The organism is Paenibacillus naphthalenovorans, from assembly GCF_001465255.1.
Lineage (GTDB): Bacteria > Bacillota > Bacilli > Paenibacillales > NBRC-103111 > Paenibacillus_G > Paenibacillus_G naphthalenovorans.
Genome location: NZ_CP013652.1, coordinates 4,678,705 through 4,699,429 on the forward strand (window position 1 = coordinate 4,678,705; position 20,725 = coordinate 4,699,429).

Sequence of the window (20,725 nt, forward strand, 5' to 3'; positions counted from 1 at the left end):
TTATTAATGAGGATCATAAAGAAATTTCCATACTTCGCGGCAGAAAGATAACGCTAGATCAAAAGGAAAGACATGGATACGGGGCTGGAACATTTGAAATCCCAAACGATTGAGATTTCTGCGGCGGATCGCAATCGCGGTAAAAGGGCGCACATTCTGGGATACTATGTGGAACCCGATCATCCCGCCTTGACCGGACTTTGCCAACCGACCGTCGAACCAAGGCACGAAGCGTCGAGAAGCATGGTGGAGCGATTGGTCCGGGAAGGCTATCAAATCACTTGGGAGCAAGTGAAAAAATATGCCCATACCCTATGCAGACGCTGTCGCCGCGATTGAAGCCATCCTTGCGGCAGGCGGTGTTCCGGTATTGCCCATGGGGGATCTTTTGCGCTGACTTTTTCGCTGCGATATCGAGCTTCGGATTACGCCGTCGTTAATCCCGCTGCAAAACGCTGTTCTTGAATCAACCGTAAATTTCTCCATGATTCGAATGAGGAATGCAAAAACGTCGCCTAAAGCTTAATCAGCTTGCTTACCGGCCGAGTGAAACGCAGGCATCACGCCCTGTTTTTCCTCGGCTTATTTATTCATTTAACGGTAAAATGAACCCGAGCATCCCGCAGCATCATATCGACCTCGTCATGATCACTCCAATAGATTTCGCACCGGATATGCGTGTGATGCTGTCTAATGCAAGTTAAATGATATCGTTTCCAATCATTTGTCAGCCTGAATGCTGGAGACCATACGCTATTTTTGATATCGTAATTTCCCTCTCCCAGCGGATGCAGTTCATGAATGCATAAGTGGATTTCGCGGCCGATGTCTTTGCGGGTTTTCAGATAAGCTTCAAATGTTACGTCTAATCTGGCCCAATCGCTGGCCCACATCATCACCAGGTCGAAATATACACTCGGACTGGCAAATGTCTTTTCCGCATCATTAGCCGCGCAGTACAAGCTTGAAGCGTAATGGGGATCCGCATGAAAATACACGGCTTTATGGGTTGATCTGTGCCTCAGCGAGCAATAATCGGGAAACGGCAATATTTCAGCATACTTTATATCGGGAACAAGCGGTTCAACTTGAGTGAAATCCACGTAAGTATGACGTATTAACAGATCGTCTTCCGCTTTGTCAAACCAGTATATTTCAAATCTCAGGAACGTATCATCCCTTTGTTTTTCATATTTTATTGAATGTTCCGACCAATCTTCACCGGCAACCTTGTTTTCGGCCGCGCCATTGACATACTCCCCCTGAGTTAATTCATGAATGGCGAGCTGCAAGGTGCGATTGGGAATCGTTGATTTCATCGTCACTGTAAACGTACTTGAGGACCTTGCCGGAATATCATGCACATCTTTGATAATGCTTGGATTATCAAGTCTCCCATCCTTGTTGTTTACAGCCAGCGCATTAACCTTATTTTCAACTTCTTTTATTGCATAATTAGGGCATCTGTCAAAAGTAAAGTTCCCGTATGCAGGAGCTTCATCCGTTGCCTTAAATTTAAAATCGCCGTTTAAATTAATCCATTGCACATATCGCTGATGTTCGAGTTCCTTTCTGTGGTTAACAAGCTTTTTGTAAGTTTCAAAATCGGGATGTAAACTATGATCCATATAGTTGTTGTTCCGATCTAGGCTTTTGGCATATTTGTGCTCATAAAATTTTTTGGTTTTCTCCAGAAAGTATACCATTGATCTTAAAATGAATAATTGACCGGTATAGTCCCCGCATCTTTTGCTTAATTCGGAATAAACGGCTATCTGCAGCGTCACTGCAGCGACCATTACAGGATGTACATGGTCTGTATAAAAGTCCATGTTTTCTTCAAAAACTTGTTCGATTTCTCTTGTCACTTCACCGATTTTGTTGATCAACTCGTTTAATTTTCTGCCGGTTACATCCGCTGCGTCGATACCTTCCAGATGTTTAATGATGATTTGAGAGTACTCTTCGTGGTACCAGTCAATTTTACCTTGATATTGATTTAACGAATGTTCAAGAATGTATGTTTTTATATTGTCACCCAGTTCATTAATGTAATTTCGGATTCTGTCGGATATCTCGTTGGTTTGTTTTATTTTTGCGTTATGTTCTAAAACAGCACCGATGATTTCTCCAGAAAGTTTAGTAATGATTTCATCTTTGTCCATCCATAGTCATCTCCTAATATTTGTTAAAACCAATCTCAGTATTCCCTTGTCAAAGAAGTGATATTCTTTATAGTTTGGCTCTGCAAAGATCGGTATGGTTAGCTGACGGAACAATACGTACAGACGGAATCCATTTGGCGAATGGGGAAAGACCAGATGGCATAACGTCCATTTATCAACGACCTGCAAAATGCGAGTTAAAATTCGATGCTTAACGAATCCGAGCCGCCACTCTGCTTGCGGTGCGAACGCAGCCCGGATAAAGAAGGCCTTTCACTGCGATGCGAGTCGGTTTAGGAATGAAAAGAGATGAAAAGAAGGGATAATGATGCAAGTCCGATTGACTTTATTAAATGATAATGATAATCTTTATCAATATAAGCTGTGTTCTTTGATAATCGAGGTGGTTTGTTTTGAAAACATTGGAAAAAATAGAAACCTTCCTTGTGCTTGCGCAATGCCGGTCGTTTATGGAGACGGCCAAGCGCCTTTATTGCTCGCAGCCGACCATCAGCAACCATATCCAGCAGTTGGAAGAGCAGTTCCAGTGCAAGCTGTTCCACCGATCGGGAAAAAACGTCCAATTAACGAGGCAGGGAGAAATTTTCCTGCAGTATGCCAAGCAGATCACGCAGTTGGTCGAAGAAGCAGCGGTCAAAATGAAGGATGCGGAAAGACAAGATATATTAGCCATCTACGTCAGCAGTTATATCGGGGCGTATTTTTTTTCGGACATTTTGAGCAGCTTTCATCAGGAATACCCGAAGCAGGCGCTGGAGGTGCATACCCACTGCTATACGGAGCTGAGAAGCGCGCTGCAACAGGGGCGGACGAATTTTGCATTGATGCCCGTCTACCCGGAAGATGATTACATTCATGCCAATTTTGACGTGCACGTATTGTTTCATGATGAGTTTCCTCTGGTTGTCCCTCCCAATCATCCGTTAACAGGCAGAAAGGTCGTATACTCCCGGGATCTGCGCAACGAGACGCTGCTGCTGCCGCGAAGTCATTATCTCCAGGAATATATTATTACCGAGCTTGAACGGCAGCGGGTCAAGGTGCGATTTTTGCAAATGAGCAATTTTGACATGATCAAGCAGGCCGTCAAATCGCATCTGGGCCTTGCTTTTCTGCCGTTTAAAGCCGTTGAAGCCGAAGTGGCTAAGGGCGAGCTTGCGTTCAAAAGCGTTGCCTCCCTGCCGATTAGGCGGAATAACGGCATTGTGATCCGCAAACAGACCCCCCTTACCGAAACGGAATTTACGTTTTGTCATGAGGTCAAGCGATATTTCGGCGTTCAGTAAAAGAGACGCGCGCTCCGGACCGAATAAACATTCGGGTACGATTCGTCCGGAGCCGACGCTATCGTTAAAGCGGGAACCGCCGCTCATGACCGGAGAGAGAACCGGGCCTAGCGTGGTCTGTTAGAGCAGCAGAGGGGCGGTAGAGTGACCCAATCATAGGCGATAGAGAAGGAAGGCGGAACGTTTACGGGCCGCCTTTGAGGCCGTGCCATTACGGCTTCATACATTTATGGAAATACAAGCTTAAGAGCGGTCGGAATCCGTATCTTTTGCTCTTGGTGCACAAGGTGTGAGTTTGGACAAAGGCTTGGCCGGCGGTCAGGTTTTCTTGTCGTTTAGGAAATTTGTCATCGTCGGATTGTAATGAAGCCTTGGGGTTCGAGCGACCGCCCCGCAACGCCGATACGCGCGCCTGGGGCTCCGTTTTGGAATCATTGATGAGCTAGATGCCCCTTGGTTGTTCGACACACTTTTCTTTGAAGCCCCGCCGCTTTCTGCCGTCGATCTGATTCGTTTTTTTAATCGATGTATTGAAAAAAATAATACGAGTGGCTGAGGACCATAAACGACGTGATAATTCGATTCAACCCCTTTTTAGTTGATATTGATATTCATTATCACTTGAACTATGATGATTTTGTTATCGCCCATACATCATTATTTATAAAAATACAGGAGGGTTCGCTGCATGTTATCTCGTCGTCACTTCATACGTCCGGTCATGGCCGGTCTTGTTGCGCTGTCCGTGCTTATGGCCGGATGCCAATCCAAGACGGCTGAATCTGTTGATCCGAAGGGGGCTGAGGCCAAGCCCGTCGAGCAGAGCATTCCCGAATTGAAAATCGCCGTACCGGGCGATGTCGGTCCGCTCAATTTGTATTTGAGCTCAGGCAATGAGAGTTTGCTGGAGCTGGTGTATGACAAGCTGTTCGCGCCTTCGCCGTTCGTCAAGGAACCGCAGCCGTGGCTGGCCGAATCGGCCACACAGGTGGACGACCTCAACTGGGTCGTGAAGCTGCGTTCCGGCATCAAGTGGCATGACGGTCAGCCTTTTACGGCCGAAGATGTTAAGTTCACGTTTGAGTATTACCGGGACGGTCCGTCCAACCGCTACACTCATCATGTCAGCGAGGTTCCCCGCGTGGAAAAGATCGAAGCGGAGGATGCCTCCACCGTGCGTTTCACCTGCGCCTACGCATGCCCGTCGCTGGCAAGCATCACGATGGCCGATTTGCCGATCCTCCCCAAGCATATTTGGGAAAAAGTCGAGAATCCGCGCAAATTTACGGAGCTGCCCGTCGGTACGGGCCCGTACAAGCTGACGGAGTACAAGCCGGATCAATATTATAAATTGGAAGCGAATCCGGATTATTTCAAGGGCCGTCCGCTCGTTGACTCGCTGGTCATGCCGATCATCAAAGATCCGACGGCGATGTTCAACGCGCTGCGTGCCGGTGAAGTAGACGCCGCTTCCCGGGGTGTGCCGCCGGAGCTGCTGGAATCGTTCAAAAAATTGCCGAATATGAAGGTCGCAGGCACGAAGGAGCTGTCGCTGACCGAGGTTCGCATCAACTTCGAAAAAGAGCCGTTTAACGAGCCGAAATTCAGAGAAGCGTTATCGCTGGCCGTTGACCGCAAGGCGATTACGGACACGGTCCTGCTCGGAGAAGGAAGGCCGGGTCTGCAGGGGTATCCGCATCCGGACTCGCCATGGACAAGCCCGACCCTGAGCACACCGTTTGATGCGGACAAAGCCAAAGCGGTGTTGGATCAGTTGAACTATGTGGACCGCAATGGAGACGGCGTTCGGGAAACGCCTGCGGGTCAGGCGCTTGATTTTTCGATCAAAGTCTCGTCGACGGAGCCGGGCTGGATTCGTTCGGCCGAGCTGCTGAAGCAGCAGTTCGCCAATGTGGGCATCAAAACCACCGTTGAGGTGCTCGACTCGGCAACGATCGGAACGCTCGGACAATCGCGCAAATTCGACATGTATGTAGGCAGCATCGGACCGCACGGCGTGGCGGACCCGGACCAGTTCGTCATGTCGCATCGCTCGGGCTATCTATGGTCCAAAGGACTGGCATACCCTGAAATGGACGAGCTGACGAAAAAATGGATGGCCGAAGCCAATATCGACAAACGCAAAGAAATATCGTTTGAGATGCAGGCTCTGTTCAACCGTCAGCCTACCAGCCTCGTTCTGTATTACCCGACGGAAAATTACGCTTACCGCGCGGACAAGTTTGACCGCTGGGTGGAATCCCCCGGCTTCGGCATCATTCATAAATATTCTCTACTGCCGGAAGAAGCCCGGAAAGCGGCAGGGGTGACCAACTAAGGATGAGTGGTCTTATGGGAAACGATACCTCCTCAGGGAGAGCAATCGGGACATCCCACTCCCGCCGGTTCGGACGGAAATGCGTACAGTATATACTGGTTTTGTTTATTGCGTTAACCATCAATTTTGCGCTGCCCCGTCTGGCGCCGGGAGACCCGCTCATTTATTTCATGGGGCAGGAAGTCAACACATTGACGGCCGACCAGCGGCAGCGGATGAATCAAGAGCTTGGACTGGACCGGACGCTTTGGGAGCAGTATACCGATTTTATGGTCGGGGCGGTAAGCCTGGAACTGGGCAGCTCCACGAAATTCGGCAAGCCGGTGAAGGACGTTTTGATGGAACGATTGCCGTGGACTCTTCTTCTGGTTTTGCCGGCTTTTGTACTCAGCGCGCTGATCGGCATGGCTTGCGGAGCGTATGCGGCCTGGAACCGCGGCAAACGGCGGGATGTCGCGCTGCTGACGTCGATGCTTGCTCTTGAATCGCTGCCTGGCTTCTGGCTCGGCATGCTGCTGATCGCCGTATTTGCGGTGAATCTCGGCTGGCTGCCCTCATACGGGGCCGTACCGCTGGTCCATAACGGCGGCGCCGATTATGTCATTGAAGTCATCCGGCGTCTTATTTTACCTGTAACTACGATTACGCTGGCAACGGTAGGCGCCAACTTCCTGCTGACCCGCTCCTCCATGCTCGATACGCTGGGGCAGGATTATATGTTTATGGCGGAAGCCAAAGGGGTCGGCCGGCGAAACCTGATTTACCGGCATGCGCTGCGCAACGCGCTGCTGCCGGTCTATACGCATGTGACGCTGGGTCTGGGCACCTTGGTTAGCGGCGCGGTGGTGGTGGAGACGGTTTTCTCCTATCCGGGGATCGGACGTCTGCTGTACGAAAGTGTGATCGCCCGGGATTTTCCGATGATGCAGGGAGTGTTCCTGCTGATCACCGTCGGTGTCATTGCAGCTAATTTGCTCGCCGATTTGACGTACCCGTTCATCGATCCCAGAGCCCGTTACTTCAAGCCTGGGGAGGGAACGGCATGAACAGAACATTATCAGGAAAGATCGGCGTGGCAGGCTTCATCCTGTTGGCACTTATTGTCGCGCTTGCTGTTTTTGGGCCTCTACTTACGCCTTACAGCGCGGACGAGCAAAGCGGTTCGCCGCTCCAGCCGCCCAGCCGGCAGCATCTGCTCGGCACCAACGACATGGGCCAGGATATTATGGCGGAGCTTGCGGAGGGCGCGCGGGTCTCGCTCACGGTAGGCATCGTATCGGCGCTGCTGGCCGTGCTGATCGGCGCGATCGCCGGACTTATCGCCGGATACGGTTCCGGCTGGCCGGATGCGCTGCTGATGAGAACGGTGGACGTCAGCCTGACGCTTCCGTATTTGCCGCTGATGATCGTGATCGGCGTGTATATGGGACCGAGCGTAATCACACAAATTTTGGTCATCACGCTCGTCATGTGGGCGGGCAAGGCCCGTGAAATTCGTGCGCAGGTGCTGTCGCTGCGAGGCAGAGGGCCGGTGCTGGCTACCAAAACCATGGGCGCCGGACATGCTTATGTGCTGCGCAGGCACATTTTTCCCGGGATCGTTCCGCTGCTCATTCCCCAATTCGTCAGGGCAGTCAATACTTCGATTCTGCTGGAATCTTCCTTAAGCTTTCTGGGGCTTGGCGATCCGCTGTCGAAAAGCTGGGGCAGCATCCTGTTCTACGCCAATGCGAGAAGCGCGTTTTTGACCGATGCCTGGATATGGTGGGTGCTTCCTCCCGGACTGTGCATCGTCGTTACGGTGCTTGCATTCTCCTTTATCGGTTATGTGATGGAGGAGAAGAACAGCCCCCGCTTGCGTTCGCTTCGGCGGGGAGTGTTTTCCGGCTTGGGGGACGGACCAAAGTCTCCGGCGCCAGCCGGCACCCGGACACATGCCGCAGCTTCGCTGCTGGAGGTGGACCGGCTGTCGGTCTCCTACCCGCAAGAAAAAGGCGTAGTCCATGCGATCGACACGGTGAGCTTTGCCATAAACCGGGGTGAAGTGGTGGGGCTTGTCGGCGAGTCGGGCAGCGGGAAGACGACGGTGGCGTCTTCCATCATGCAATTGCTGCAGGAGCCTGCGCTGCGGAACGGCTCGATCCGTTTTGACGGCATCGACTTGACCTCTTTGTCGCCAGGGGAAATGCGTACGCTTCGGGGAAAGCGCATTGCGCTCATTCCGCAGGCGGCGATGAACGCCCTGAATCCGGTCATGAACGTCCGGAGCCAGCTGGCCGAGGCGGTCACCGCTCATCATGCGATGGATAAGCAGAGGCTGCACGAACGGGTGGATCAGGTGCTGGAGCAGGTCGGACTGACGCCTGCCTGGGGAAGAGCTTATCCGCACGAGCTCAGCGGGGGGATGCGCCAACGGGTCGTCATTGCGATGGCGCTGATGAACGAGCCCGAGCTGATTATCGCCGACGAGCCTACCACGGGGCTGGATGTCAAGGTACAGGTCGACATCATCAGGCTGCTCGCCGATTTGCAGCAGCGGCTGGGCTTGTCCATGCTCATCATTTCACATGATTTGCCCGTTGTGCTGAAGCTGGCGGACCGCATTCTGATCATGAAGCAGGGGCACATCGTGGATCAGGGGCCGGCAGACGCCATTGCGGCTGCGCCGTCCCACCCGTACACGAGGCGTCTCATCGACGCCATCCCCCGGTTGCGCACGAAGCGGAGTGTTCCACAAGTCGTGCCATCTTCTTCTTAACGGAGGCTGAAGCGATGACGATACAAGACACTGGCAGCGCGGAGGTGCGCAGAGACGACCTGCTGCACGTAAGCGATTTGCACAAAGCCTATACGGCTCCGGGCGCCGCCTTTCGGCAGGAGGCGGTCGTCAAGGGCGTCAGCTTTTCCATTGCGGAAGGCGAAACGGTCGGCCTGGTCGGCGCCAGCGGTGCGGGTAAAAGCACCATCGGCCGGATGATCGCAGGTCTGGAGCAGCCGGACAGCGGCACGATAAAGGTAATGGGGCAGGACATCCTGGCTTTGAAGGGGAAAGCCAGAAGACAGGCGCTGCGGCCCATTCAAATGATCTTTCAGGACCCCTATGAATCGTTGTCTCCGCGTATGACGATCGAGCAGCTGGTATGCGAGCCGCTCGTCATTCAGAGACTATACTCCGGCGACAAGCGCGCCCGAAGAGAGCTGGTGCGGGAAGCGCTGGCGGAGGTATCGTTATCGCCGGACCGGTACATGGACCGGTACCCGCATGAATTGTCCGGCGGGGAGCGGCAGCGGGTCGGCCTGGCGCGGGCGTTCATCGTCCGCCCCCGGCTGATCGTGGCCGATGAGCCGACCTCGATGCTCGATCCGTCCCTGCGTCTCGATTTGCTGGACGTCATGAAGCGTTTGCGCCAGCGCCATGGGCTGTCGTATTTGTTTATCACCCACGATATCGCGCTGACGCGGCACTTCTGCGACCGGATGCTTGTGCTGGAGCAGGGCGTCATCGTCGAAAGCGGAAGCACCGATGCGGTCATCGACGACCCGCAGCATCCGTTTACGAAGCGCCTGATCGGGGCGCTGCTGGAGCTGACCGGCGTTTGACATGCCCGGCCCGGTATATGGATAACAGTAGAAAGGGGATCCATTGCGGATAACATGAACGATATACTCATGCTGCATTCCGGCAGCCATTTTGTGGATGCACGAATGAACGATTTGTGCTATAAGAACGATCTTGCTTTTTTGGATGTCTATGAGCTGCCGGATGCCGATCTGGAGCCTTATGTCGGGATGGTCATTCCCGGCCTCATCGACCAGGAATTTCTGACTAAGGAGAAAGAATGCATCCGGCGGTTTCTGGACAGCGGCAAAGTGCTTGTATTCAGCGGGCACCTGTTCCGTCCCTGGCTTCCCGGGGGCTCGAACTTCGTGCCCAAAACGATCCGCAGCCACCGCGATTATCACGTATCGATCCATCGGCCGCATCCGATATTCGAAGGCGTGCTCCCGGAGGATATGACCTACAAGCAGGGGGTAGCCGGTTTTTTTGCCAGAGGGCACCATCCGGTTCCCGAAGGAGCGGAGGTGCTGCTGACGCTGCCGGGAGGAGAGCCGATCGTGTATATCGACCGTAACAGCACCCGGGGGACGATACTGGTTCATTCCGGCAACGATTTGCTTGGCTATCACAGCAATGACAACACGTCGGGCCGCATCGGGCCGCAGCTGCTCCGGTGGATCCGGGACGAGCACCGGCAGCTGCAGGAGAAAGGTGTGGCGATATGAGAAAAATAGCCGCATTATACGGGGGGTGCTCGCAGCATCACCGGACGCTCAACGAGCCGAAGTACCGCCGATTTTTCGATGAGCTCATTTACCTTCCCGATCTGGAGACCGCTTCTTTGGACAAGTACGACGTCTTGCTCTGTCCGTCTCAGCTTCATCAGGGCATGGTGGAAAAATCGGCGGCCAAAATCCGGGCGGTCGCGGAGCGGGGAGGGACCGTAGTGGCGTTCGGTCCGCAGTCGCGGCCGTGGATCCCCGGACATCACTGGGAATTCAGGCCGACCAACTTCTGGTGGTGGCTGGACAAGGATGCACGGAGCGGTCTCGTTCAGGCCAACCCCGGGCACAGCCTGTTTCAAGCGATCACGCTGGAAGATGCTACCTGGCATTACCACGGCGTGTTTTGGCCCCCGGAGGGCTCGGACGTCCTGATTGCCCTGGAGGACAACGGCGCGATCCTGTATATCGACAAGGTCAGTACGGCCGGAACATGGATCGTAACGACGCTGGACCCCGATTATCATTTTGGCTCGTATTTCATGCCGGCGACGGAGCGGTTTTTGGACGGCTTCCTGCCCTGGCTTGCCGAAGGAACCTGGTAATGATCCATATTCGGAATGTGACAAAAAGGTATGGGGAACGCACCGTATTGGACGGCGTGAATCTGCATCTTCATGCCGGGGAGTTCGCTTTCCTGCGCGGCCGGTCCGGTTCGGGGAAAAGCACGCTGCTCAAGCTGCTGTACCGGGAGATCGACGATTTCACCGGCGACATTGCCATTGACGGCCAACCGGTCGGGAGCATGCCGAAATACGAGCTGCGCCGCAAAATCGGCGTGATTTTTCAGTCGTTCGAGCTGCTGGAGCGTAAAACGGTGCTGGAGAACGTCGAACTGGCCGGCGAGGTGCTGGGAAGAAGCGAAAAAGACACCCGGGCCCAGGCGCTTCACTTGCTGAAGCGGACGGGGCTGAGCGGCAAGGAGCGGCTGTTTCCCGCCCAGTTGTCCGGCGGGGAGCAGCAGCGGGTGGCCATTGCCCGGGCGCTGCTGGTCCGGCCGGCGATCTTGCTTGCGGACGAGCCAACGGGCAATCTGGATAAGGAAACGGCGGCGGAGATGTTTCATTTGCTCCGGGAACTGCAGCGGGAATACGGCATGACGATGCTTGTCGTAACGCATGCCGACCGGTTCGTGGAAGCAGTTCCCGCGCGGACATTACACATGGAACAAGGGAAAATATATGAGATTGGCAATGGTTAAGTTTATTGTCCGCGATGCGCGGGAAGGCATTCGGCGCAATGCGGGAGCGGCTGCGGCGGCGGCCGCCATGATTTTTATCGCAATGACGATTTCGGGCGCCTTGTTTATGCTCCGTCTCGGGGTCCATGACCTGATGCAGTATTTGGACGCGCAGCTCAGTATGAAGGTGTATGTGGACCCGGCTTTCGAGACGTCGGAGGTTGCGCGCGTGCTGGAGCAAAAAAGCTACGTCAAATCGGTGCGCATCGAGACCAAAGATCAGTTGGTCGAGCGGATGAACGTGTTTTTCCAGGGCCGGGAGCAACTGCTGGAGAGCTTCAAGGAAAGCGACCTGCCGGATGCGGTACGTCTGGAGCTGACCGATACGCGGCACATTTCGCTCATTGCGGAAGAATTGCGCTCGATACGCGGCATCGCTCAGGTCATTTATCCGCAGCAGTTGGCGGAAACGGTGCTGCACGCCTCCGACCGGATCAACCGCTGGGGCTTGCTGCTGCTTTTGTTTTTTGCAGGCGTCTCGTTTTTGACGGTGTTTTTGGCTGTGAATCTCGCTTTGTATCAGCGGCAAAAAGAGATTCGGGTGAAGCTGCTGCTCGGGGCGAAGCCGGCCCATGTGCGGGGGCAATTCGTATTCGAAGGCGGGGTGATCGGCTTGGCCGGAAGTTTGCTGGCGGCGACCGTCCTGGACGGGCTGTACCGCTATACCATGGCGTCTTTGGAGCATCCCTATAACACGATATTCCATGTGGCTCCGGCTGATTTTTATACGATGATGCTCGGCATCGTGGCGGCGGGCACGGCGATCGGCCTGTGCGCCAGCTATGTGTCGACCGGGAAGCTGATGAAGTATGCGTAGGACGGTTGTCGTTCTTGTACTGTTCTTCCTGTTTGCGGCAACCGGCGCGTACGCCCACCTGACCGGCGCTTTTGCCGATTTTCTTGTTTCCGTGCATGACGAAGAGACGATCGCCAAGCTGAAGCTGGAAATGCAGCGCACGAAGAACGACATTGAAGCCATGACGCCTCAGGTCAGGCAAAAGGAGCAGGTGTTCTCCGCCAGGCGGAATAGCGCAGCCGCCCAGCTGCAGTTTTACGACGATTTCGGCATGGAGGCCTGGCTGAGTCTCATGCTGCAGGCGCAGGACCCGGTCGATATTATAGGTGGCCAATGGTTGATGGCGCGAAGCCTGGACCGGTATATGCAGGAGCTGGACCGGCTTTATGCCGAGTATATGCAGGTGAAGACCGCAAAGGAGTCGCTGGAGGGCCATCAGCGTCTGCTTAGGGGCATGGAGCGGCAGCTCCAGGCGCGGGCCCGGTTTATGGCCGACAATTCCGATGCGGCCATAGACCAACTGGCCAATTATTTGGACATTGACTGGATGTCGGAAGTGGAGGAGCCGTTATTGCAAAGTCTGGCTTCGGACCGGGAGCTTGCGGAAAAACAGCTGCCGCAGTGGGCAGTCCCGGGCACAGCCGCAGGCGCTCTCTATAAGCTGGAAGAGCAGTGGCTGAACGATCGGTCGGAGCTTGCGTATTTCTTCCGCGCAGACCATATTTACGCCGTCTATGAAAAGCCGGACCTTCATGTGATGCTGATCGGTCAGCTGCTGAACAAGGAAAACGGTACGGCCGAGCTGCAGTTCGAGGCCGGTTTTTTCAACGGTTTTCTGATGCCTGATACGCTGCTCGAAGAGCTTCGCGGCTTTGCCGTCGGAACCGCCGGGCTGGAGGCTGCGGCGGGAAGTCCGGCTCCGTATTACTGGCAGCAGGCGAACGGGGCGCTGCTGCTGAGAACGAACGAGTAGAACAAAGCTCTCGGAGGATGAAATGAAACGTATTGCGGTAATGATATTCGTACTGATGCTGCTGCTGCCGGCAGCAGTACAGGCGCACATCGTCAATGAAAGCAATCTATACGACGATATCGCGTTTTCCGAAGCGCGGGAAAACATCGTTTATTTGAGCGGGCTCGGCGTCATCCCGTACGAGCACGGCGCGCCCTTGTTCAAGCCGAAGGACAAGCTGTCGCGTTCGGATCTCGCTTATTGGGCCGGTTCGTTTCGCGGCTTGGGGGCGCAGCAATCGGACCCGCAGGCCGTTCGGCAGGCGGTCTTGGCGGAGGGCGGCGTTCCTAGCCTGGATGGGAATGCGACGGTGCGCGATGTCAATCAAGCTTACTTTCAAGGGCGGGCGGAGTTGAACGGGTCGGAGGAGCTGACAAGAGAGCAGTTCGCTTCGCTCATGGCGGCTTATTTGACGACAAAGGTCAACGGACAAACGCTGTTCGAGCAGGCGGGCTATTCGCCCGGTCCGTCCGGGACGGTCGAAGCCGTCGCCATGAAGGAGAGCCAAGGCGCTGACGGCAAGACCGTCAGGACGTATGCCGTCACGATTCAGGGCGTCACGCTCGAGTTAAGCGAACACCCGAGAATCCTGTATGCTCCTGTCGACCCCGGCCTGTGGAAAGGAAAAAGCATCCGGGAATCGTGGGTAATGAACAAGCGTGAAGGCGGACAGCAACTGCAGCTGATTTCGTTTGTCAAGCCGGCGGGGGCGGCTTCGAGCCCGCAGGAGGCCAACAGCGATGAGAAAGGTCAAGCCCATGCGCATCATATGTGTCAGGAAGGCGATTCCGACTGCGTTCCGGCCGGTGAAGGCGCAGGCTTTCCGGTCATTCCTGCGGCGGCAGGGGCAGTGGCGGCCGTGCTCTTATGCTGGTTATTGATCAAAAAAAGAGCTTGAATTCCAACAACAATTAGGAGGATTCATGATGTATGTCATTTATATTCGTGACGGCCGCAAAGGCGAATTTTTAAAAGCGATTCGGTTTGAGGATGTCGAGAAATACCATAGCGGGCAATATTTGATGGCCGTCGCGGTCGGCTTTCTAAGCGTCTACGCGGGGATCAAGGCCTTGTGCGGAGACGAAGCGCCAGAGCGCAAAGACATCTCGATTCTGTCCGGTCACGGCGGTCCGGGGTTCCGCGATGCGTTCGAATATGTCACCCGTGCGGCGTCCCGCGGGGCGCTGACGGTTGACGTCAATTATCCGGTTGCCCAGTATGACCCGCATCGGGCCCAGTCGTACGCATTTGTCTTTTCACTGACCGACGGCCGGTCCGTAGAAGTATCGTTAAAGGAAGGCTTCCTGCCTCTGGAATTTTATGATTTGCTGGAGAAGGGAAGAGCGGGCACACGGACGGAAGCGGATGAGGAAAGGCTAGACGATTTGAAAAAGGAGCTCTGTGACCGGGCGCTGTCGATGCCTCTGGACGATCTGCTGGCCGTTAAACGGCTTTCCTGACCAGAGGAGGTATCCCCTTTTGCCCTTGCCCATGGTCAGAGTACCAGGGGTACCAGGGTACCGGAACGTTCTTTAGGAACGTTAACAGAGACCTGATAAGTTATAACACCAGGCGCAGCTAATGTAAAAGCTGCGTCTTTCTTGATTTACGGCGATGGCACCCGGGAGAAGCGTAGGCCAGGCATGAATGGGTATGAAATGAATAAAAGTCGATTCACTAGGCTATTTCCTATGGCAAGACGGACTGATAGAATAATGGTGTGCAGCAAGACTGAAATCCAGGTAGACGGTAACGCACGCGGAAAACAGCAGCATCAGGGAGGTATGGCGAGTGGAAATCCACCAACTGGAGTATATATTAGCCGTTGAAAAATACAAAAGCTTTAGTCTGGCGGCTGATGAAGTCTGCCTGTCTCAATCTGCGCTTTCCCATTCGATAAGAAAGCTGGAGGAAGAATTGGGCGTCAGAATATTTGAACGTACGACACGCTCTGTCCAGCCGACGCCGGCAGGGGCGCATTTCCTGATTTATGCCAAACGCATATTGGGAGAGATCAAGCGGGCCCGGCAGGTCATGCTGGAATATAACAATTTGGAACGGGGACATATGGTCATCGGCGCCATTCCCAACATCAGTTATTTAGGACTTACGGCGTTAATCGCTTCCTTCCAAAAGGCATACCCCGGCATCCATATCGAGATTCGTGACGGAAACAGTGATGAGCTGATTAAATGGCTGCAGGTATCGGAGATCGATGCCGCCCTTCTTACTCACTTGCATAATGAAAATTATGAAAAAACAATCGATTTCTATCCATTAATGAGCGATCAAGTCGTATTAATTACTCATGCCGCCCACCCCTTGGCCCATAAGAAAATCATTGATTTAGCGGAGGCCTCCAAAGAGAAATTTTTATCTATAAAACCAGGCTATGGGATGAGAAGCTTATGCGAACAAGCGTGTCAGGAAGCCGGTTTCGTGCCTAATATTATGTATGAAAGCAGTCAGGTGGAAACCATTTGCGGGTTGGTGGCGGAAGGGCTTGGCGTAGCATTGTTAACATCGCGGGTAGTCAAATTTATTCGACGTCCCGGAATCGCCATCGTGCGTCTTAAAAAAGAAATCAAAAGAACGACCGCCCTCGCCATACCTCGGGGCCCTGACATCCCTACGGTTCATGCCGCTTTTCGGGACTTCACCATGCAGTGGATCAAACAAAACGCCAAATAGGTCAGCCCGTTTCGGCCTGCTCAAATCAAAGTCATCCCTACCCATTTATGAATTTCATTCATATCTTGAATCGAAAATATCGATTGTATTAATAAGTGGCGTGCTGTACTCTAACTTCAAGGACATTCAATTTATGTAACCAGAAGGGCAGGGTACCGGTTTGCTGAAAGAGGAATTCGAAAAATGGGAGACGGATGTTTTGATCGTCGGTGGGGGAAGCGCCGGGCTGCGTGCCGCTTTGGCCGCAAGGGAAACAGGGGCACGAGTGCTGGTTGTAAATCGTGGCGGTAAAACATATGGCGGGGCTACTTCATATTTAGATAAGTTGATTGAGGTAACCGGGCTTGCTGTGGCTCTTAACAAAGAAGATTCCGATCTTTATTACAAAGAGTTATATGATTTTGGGATGAAAGTAAATTCAAGAGAACTCGTTAGAACCTTCACCGACAATAGTGAAAAAGAATTACGATTTTTGGAATCGATCGGTGTAGAATTTGAACGCCAAGGAAACGAGTACGTCTGGATGCAGATTCCAAGTCATTCCAGGCCTAGAGTGGTTAAGGGCATGAGTGATTTCGGTACCGAAATATTAACGAGATTAGTCAAAGCTTGCGAAGAAAAAGGAGTGCAATTTCTGGCTCATACCGGAATTTATGAGATTATCAAAGATTCCTCCGGGCATCCCAGATGGGCATTAGGCATTCACAAAACGCAAAAATGTACCCAGCCGGTTCAAATCCGTTTTTCCAGTGTTATTATAGCAACAGGAGGGTTTGGAAATCTTTTTTCCTACGCGACGAACCCTCAAGGCAACGCCAGCGGAATGGCCATAGGTCTGGATTTGGGGGCTGCATTAACGAACCTGGAATTCATGCACATTCTTCCCTTATTCGTAAGCCCGATTCGCGGATTCTACATGATCAGTGCGCTATTGTCTCAAGGGAAAATCTTGAATACGGCCAAAGAACCGTTTTCCTCGGGATGGGATCATAGCAGTCAAGAGCCGGATACGGTTACTCAAGGAAATATCACCTTTGAGATTTGCAAGTGGATTGAAAAACAGCAGGAAATGGGCAAAGCTACTTCGGACGGCGGGGTTTATTGGTATGGAACACACCTTATCGATGTGATGAAGCATCGCATTCCCCGTAGTTTGGAGATGTTAAAGGCCCGTAATCTGGATTTAACGTCGCAGCCTGCGATCATAAGTTCCGGATGCCATCAGGCGCTGGGGGGAATAGCTATTAATCCGCAGGGTGAAACCGGGGTAGCCGGATTATTTGCCTGCGGGGAATGTGCCGGAGGGTTCCAAGGGGCTCAGCGTATGATGGGAACCGGAGTGATGGACGCCTTAGTATTCGGCAGCCGGGCAGGGCGGGCAGCTGCTGAAGCGATTGGACAACCTGGAACCAAGCATTGGGTCGTGATGAGCGAAGATGTGAATCGAACGCCTGAATTGACCTGTGATAAAGGGTTTAGACAATTGCATGCCTCCATGGACCGGATCCTCGTAACCAAAAATAAAGAAAAATTGCGTCGTGCCCAAATGGAAGTAGAGTCACTCCAAAAAAGCTTGGAACATTACCCGTTAAACGCCATTCCTTATAAAGATCGATTGCGGTATAGCGAGTTAAAGCATGCTGTATCCATTGCCCAGGCGTTTATTGCTTCCAGCCAGGCCCGGGAAGAAAGCAGAGGCAGCTTTGTAAGAAGCGATTTTCCAGATCAAAGCCAACATTTTGATAAACAGTCGTTTGTTCATCGTATTCAACCCGATCAATTTCAAGTTGCGTTTCATTCATAGACGTTCAACCTATGGAAAGAAGCTTCCTTTACTGTATCGAACCGGATCAAGGCTCTTGATGCCGGTTCCGATCCGTATAATGTCGGGTATCAACGGTAAAGTGTAAGCGCTAACAGATGATCTAGATTTTTTTACTATAAAATGATCTAGGTAAATAAAGAGGGAGGATCGATCAAAATGAAAAAAGCATGGGTTATGGTGATGGTTGCACTGCTTTGCGTTACTGCGGTTCTGGCAGGATGCGGGAATACCGGGGGCTCCAGGCAGCAAACACAAGGCACACCGCCGGAGAATAATGCCGGCGGCAAGCCGGCCGAGCAGGCCAAACCGGTTAAGCTGCAGATCGGGCTGCTGAAATTAACCAGTTCCGCTCCGATTTTTATCGCCATGGAAAAAGGATATTTCAAAGAAGAGAATATTGAAGTGACTCCGCAATGGTTTGAGGCGGCCCAGCCGATTGCCGTAGCGACAGCCTCCGGCAGTGTGGAAGTAGGGGCGACAGGCATTACGGCAAGCTTATACAACATGATTGCAGGCGGACAAAAATTGCTTATCGTAGCAGACAAAGGAAGGGAACAAAAAGGGTATTCCTCCTCCTCCTTGCTGGTTCACAAAGATTCGCAGATTCAAAGCATTAAAGATCTCAAAGGCAAAAAGATCGGCGTGACCCAGACAGGCTCCACCTTCCATTATATGGCGGGACGTTTATTGGAAAAGCACGGACTCAGCTTATCGGACGTCGAAATCACTCCGCTGGGCAAGCTGAACGCGATGAACGACACGTTAAAGAGCAAACAAGTGGATGCGATTCTTACGGCCGAACCGAATATCAGCTATATTTTAAACGAAGGGTACGGGAAAGTGATCGCCAATGTCGGAGACGAAATCGATTATCAAATCTCGGCTATTTTCTTCTCGCAGAAGTTTGCCGACGACAAAGATGCCGCCGTGCGCTTTATGACCGCATACGCCAAGGCAGCCCGTTATTATTATGACGCCGTGCTGGTGAAAAAAGACGGACAACCGGTACCGGGCGCAAACTATGACGAAGTGATCGACATCATAGCCAAGTACACGGATCAGCCTGCGGAGCTGGTTAAACAAGGCCTTCCCTACATGGATCGCGACGGCAGACTGCTGGCCGAAGACATCAAAACCCAAATTGACTGGTATTTCAAAAACAAGATGATTGAAAAATCGATCGACTACAAAACGATTGTGAATACGGAGCTGCTTGAAGAGGGCATTAAGAGGTTAGGGAAGTGACACACCTATGAGAATTGTAATCGACGGCGTGGAAAAAAGGTTTAAAGACACAAAGGGGAAGGAAGTTACCGCATTAACCAATATCAATTTCGTCATTGAACAGCAGGAGTTTGTCGTGCTGGTCGGACCCAGCGGCTGCGGTAAATCTACCCTGTTAAATATTGTAGGAGGGCTGCTCTCTCCAACTGAGGGCAGCGTATATTTTGAAGGCATAAAAGAGGACAAGACACCGAATTTAGGGATTGTGTTTCAGGAAATCGCACTTTTTCCATGGCGGACCGTTTATCAAAATGTCGTATACGGCTTGGAAGAAAGAGGCGTGAGCAAGAAGGAGCAGCGCGAAATAGCGAAGCATTATATTGATATGGTCGGTCTGAGCGGATTCGAATCGGCCTATCCGAAGCAGCTTTCCGGAGGGATGAGGCAGAGAGCGGGGATCGCCCGCGCTCTTGCCATTCAGCCTGATTTGCTGCTGATGGATGAACCGTTCTCCGCTTTGGATGCGCAGACACGCACGCTGATGCAGGAGGAGCTGCTGACGATTTGGAACCAGACGCGGCTGAGCACGCTGTATGTCACCCACAACATAGACGAAGCGGTATATTTGGCTGACCGGGTCATTGTATTGTCGCGTCATCCCGGACAGATCAAAAGCATCATCCATATCGATATGCCCAAGATAGGCCGGAATCAGGAGCAGTTTCGGCTTCAATTCGATGAGTATGCCGATCAAATTTGGCAGCTGATCCGCCATGACGCAGCAGAAGCGCTGAAGGAGGGATAAGGCAGTGGCGGAAACGATAAGAAAATATATAACCAACAAAGTCGCCTTTCTCGAGCAAAGGGTTCCTGTATATGCTCCGGTTTTAGGCATAACCTTCATCGTAGCGGTATGGGAAATCATAGGCCGATCGGGCTTGATTTCTCCCTTGTTTCTTCCGTCTCCTACCAGTATTCTATCCGCAGCATGGGAAATGATCGTGAAGGGAGAGCTTCATCCGAATATTTTGGCCAGTCTGTACCGCATTATCCTGGGTTATCTTCTGGGGGGCAGTATTGGCATCATCGTCGGGCTGCTGCTCGGATTTTCCAAATGGGCGGAATCGGTGGGGACTCCCATCTTGTTCTCTTTTTACCCGATTCCGAAAATCGCCCTTTTGCCGCTGATCATTCTATGGCTCGGCATCGGAGAATTGCCCAAAGTGACGATGATTGCTTTAGGCGTATTTTTCCCGGTGGTGATCAATACGTATTCCGGGGTCAAGAATGTCGATTCGACCCTGATTAAGGCGGCCGTCACGTTTGGCTCGAATCATTTGAACGTCGTACGCAAGGTCATCCTGCCGGGTTCGCTTCCGGTGATTTTTGCCGGATTGAAGCTGGCCGCAGGAACGTCGCTGCTGCTGCTTGTAGCGGCGGAGATGATTGCGGCCAAGGAAGGCATCGGAGCGATGATACTGCACTACGGCAACTTGATGATTACAACCAAGCTCATGGTTGGCGTCGTATTGCTTTCCGTGATCGGGCTGATTTTTAACCGCACCCTGGACTTTTTGGAACGAAAATGTTTACCATGGAAATAAATATAAATCTTTCGCCATATGCCTGATGAAACGATTGTCAGGTAAACGCATCATACATTGACGATTGATGGATATAATGATATATTTTTTTTATTCAAAACCGCTGTTTCATAGGTTAAAATCATATGATTACATTTCAAATAGGCTTACCGGATCACTGGCAGCTCTTAAAATTCCCTGGT

20 protein-coding genes are annotated in these 20,725 nt (G+C 52.5%); 19 read left to right on the forward strand and 1 reads right to left on the reverse strand.

Features of this window, described 5'->3' with window-relative positions:
- Positions 1-72: 72 nt before the first annotated feature.
- Positions 73-339 carry a hypothetical protein gene (locus IJ22_RS23085; RefSeq protein ID WP_054818620.1) on the forward strand — a complete coding sequence of 89 codons (267 nt, stop codon included), beginning with the start codon at positions 73-75 and terminating at the stop codon, positions 337-339.
- Positions 340-412: 73 nt separating this feature from the next.
- Positions 413-526 (forward strand): DUF6886 family protein, encoded by a 114-nt coding sequence (locus tag IJ22_RS27095; protein WP_335338491.1) that lies wholly within the window; start codon positions 413-415, stop codon positions 524-526.
- 64 nt (positions 527-590) lie between these two features.
- Here IJ22_RS27095 and IJ22_RS23090 read toward each other — a convergent pair whose 3' ends face one another.
- Positions 591-2,165, reverse strand: coding sequence for a hypothetical protein (locus IJ22_RS23090; protein ID WP_062410444.1), 1,575 nt, complete (start codon positions 2,163-2,165; stop codon positions 591-593).
- 413 nt (positions 2,166-2,578) lie between these two features.
- Between IJ22_RS23090 and IJ22_RS23095 the strand changes: the two genes are divergently transcribed.
- From IJ22_RS23095 to IJ22_RS23175, 17 genes are all read left to right on the forward strand, one after another.
- A complete protein-coding gene (locus tag IJ22_RS23095) occupies positions 2,579-3,472 on the forward strand; it encodes a LysR family transcriptional regulator (protein ID WP_062410445.1) in 894 nt (297 codons plus the stop codon).
- A gap of 688 nt (positions 3,473-4,160) precedes the next feature.
- Entirely contained in the window at positions 4,161-5,810 is a 1,650-nt protein-coding gene (locus tag IJ22_RS23100; protein ID WP_062410446.1) for an ABC transporter substrate-binding protein, read from the forward strand.
- Positions 5,811-5,824: 14 nt separating this feature from the next.
- Positions 5,825-6,856 (forward strand): ABC transporter permease, encoded by a 1,032-nt coding sequence (locus IJ22_RS23105; RefSeq protein ID WP_062410447.1) that lies wholly within the window; start codon positions 5,825-5,827, stop codon positions 6,854-6,856.
- Positions 6,853-8,568, forward strand: coding sequence for a dipeptide/oligopeptide/nickel ABC transporter permease/ATP-binding protein (locus IJ22_RS23110; protein ID WP_074729457.1), 1,716 nt, complete (start codon positions 6,853-6,855; stop codon positions 8,566-8,568). The genes IJ22_RS23105 and IJ22_RS23110 overlap by 4 nt, the downstream gene beginning before the upstream one ends.
- A 14-nt stretch (positions 8,569-8,582) precedes the next feature.
- Positions 8,583-9,410 (forward strand): ABC transporter ATP-binding protein, encoded by an 828-nt coding sequence (locus IJ22_RS23115; protein WP_062410448.1) that lies wholly within the window; start codon positions 8,583-8,585, stop codon positions 9,408-9,410.
- A 54-nt stretch (positions 9,411-9,464) separates the two neighbouring features.
- Positions 9,465-10,094, forward strand: a complete 630-nt coding sequence (locus IJ22_RS23120) for a hypothetical protein (protein WP_062410449.1) — start codon at positions 9,465-9,467, stop codon at positions 10,092-10,094.
- Entirely contained in the window at positions 10,091-10,696 is a 606-nt protein-coding gene (locus tag IJ22_RS23125; protein WP_062410450.1) for a hypothetical protein, read from the forward strand. Before IJ22_RS23120 ends, IJ22_RS23125 begins: the two co-directional genes overlap by 4 nt.
- Complete coding sequence (locus IJ22_RS23130) at positions 10,696-11,352, forward strand: cell division ATP-binding protein FtsE (RefSeq protein WP_062410451.1); 657 nt, start codon at positions 10,696-10,698, stop codon at positions 11,350-11,352. Before IJ22_RS23125 ends, IJ22_RS23130 begins: the two co-directional genes overlap by 1 nt.
- Positions 11,345-12,208, forward strand: coding sequence for a cell division protein FtsX (locus IJ22_RS23135; protein WP_235594200.1), 864 nt, complete (start codon positions 11,345-11,347; stop codon positions 12,206-12,208). Before IJ22_RS23130 ends, IJ22_RS23135 begins: the two co-directional genes overlap by 8 nt.
- On the forward strand, positions 12,201-13,160 hold the full coding sequence (locus IJ22_RS23140; protein ID WP_062410453.1) for a hypothetical protein: 960 nt from the start codon (positions 12,201-12,203) through the stop codon (positions 13,158-13,160). Before IJ22_RS23135 ends, IJ22_RS23140 begins: the two co-directional genes overlap by 8 nt.
- Positions 13,161-13,182: 22 nt before the next feature.
- Positions 13,183-14,097, forward strand: coding sequence for a hypothetical protein (locus tag IJ22_RS23145; RefSeq protein WP_062410454.1), 915 nt, complete (start codon positions 13,183-13,185; stop codon positions 14,095-14,097).
- A gap of 25 nt (positions 14,098-14,122) precedes the next feature.
- The gene (locus IJ22_RS23150) at positions 14,123-14,659 is read left to right on the forward strand and encodes a hypothetical protein (protein WP_235594201.1); all 537 of its coding nucleotides are present in this window, start codon (positions 14,123-14,125) and stop codon (positions 14,657-14,659) included.
- 331 nt (positions 14,660-14,990) lie between these two features.
- The gene (locus IJ22_RS23155) at positions 14,991-15,890 is read left to right on the forward strand and encodes a LysR family transcriptional regulator (protein ID WP_062410455.1); all 900 of its coding nucleotides are present in this window, start codon (positions 14,991-14,993) and stop codon (positions 15,888-15,890) included.
- 160 nt (positions 15,891-16,050) lie between these two features.
- Positions 16,051-17,694 (forward strand): FAD-dependent oxidoreductase, encoded by a 1,644-nt coding sequence (locus IJ22_RS23160; protein ID WP_062410456.1) that lies wholly within the window; start codon positions 16,051-16,053, stop codon positions 17,692-17,694.
- Positions 17,695-17,871: 177 nt separating this feature from the next.
- Positions 17,872-18,960: an ABC transporter substrate-binding protein gene (locus tag IJ22_RS23165; RefSeq protein WP_062410457.1), complete on the forward strand. Its 1,089-nt coding sequence runs from the start codon at positions 17,872-17,874 to the stop codon at positions 18,958-18,960.
- 7 nt (positions 18,961-18,967) lie between these two features.
- Positions 18,968-19,744: an ABC transporter ATP-binding protein gene (locus IJ22_RS23170; protein ID WP_062410458.1), complete on the forward strand. Its 777-nt coding sequence runs from the start codon at positions 18,968-18,970 to the stop codon at positions 19,742-19,744.
- Positions 19,745-19,748: 4 nt separating this feature from the next.
- Positions 19,749-20,543 carry an ABC transporter permease gene (locus IJ22_RS23175; RefSeq protein ID WP_054818633.1) on the forward strand — a complete coding sequence of 265 codons (795 nt, stop codon included), beginning with the start codon at positions 19,749-19,751 and terminating at the stop codon, positions 20,541-20,543.
- Positions 20,544-20,725: the final 182 nt, after the last annotated feature.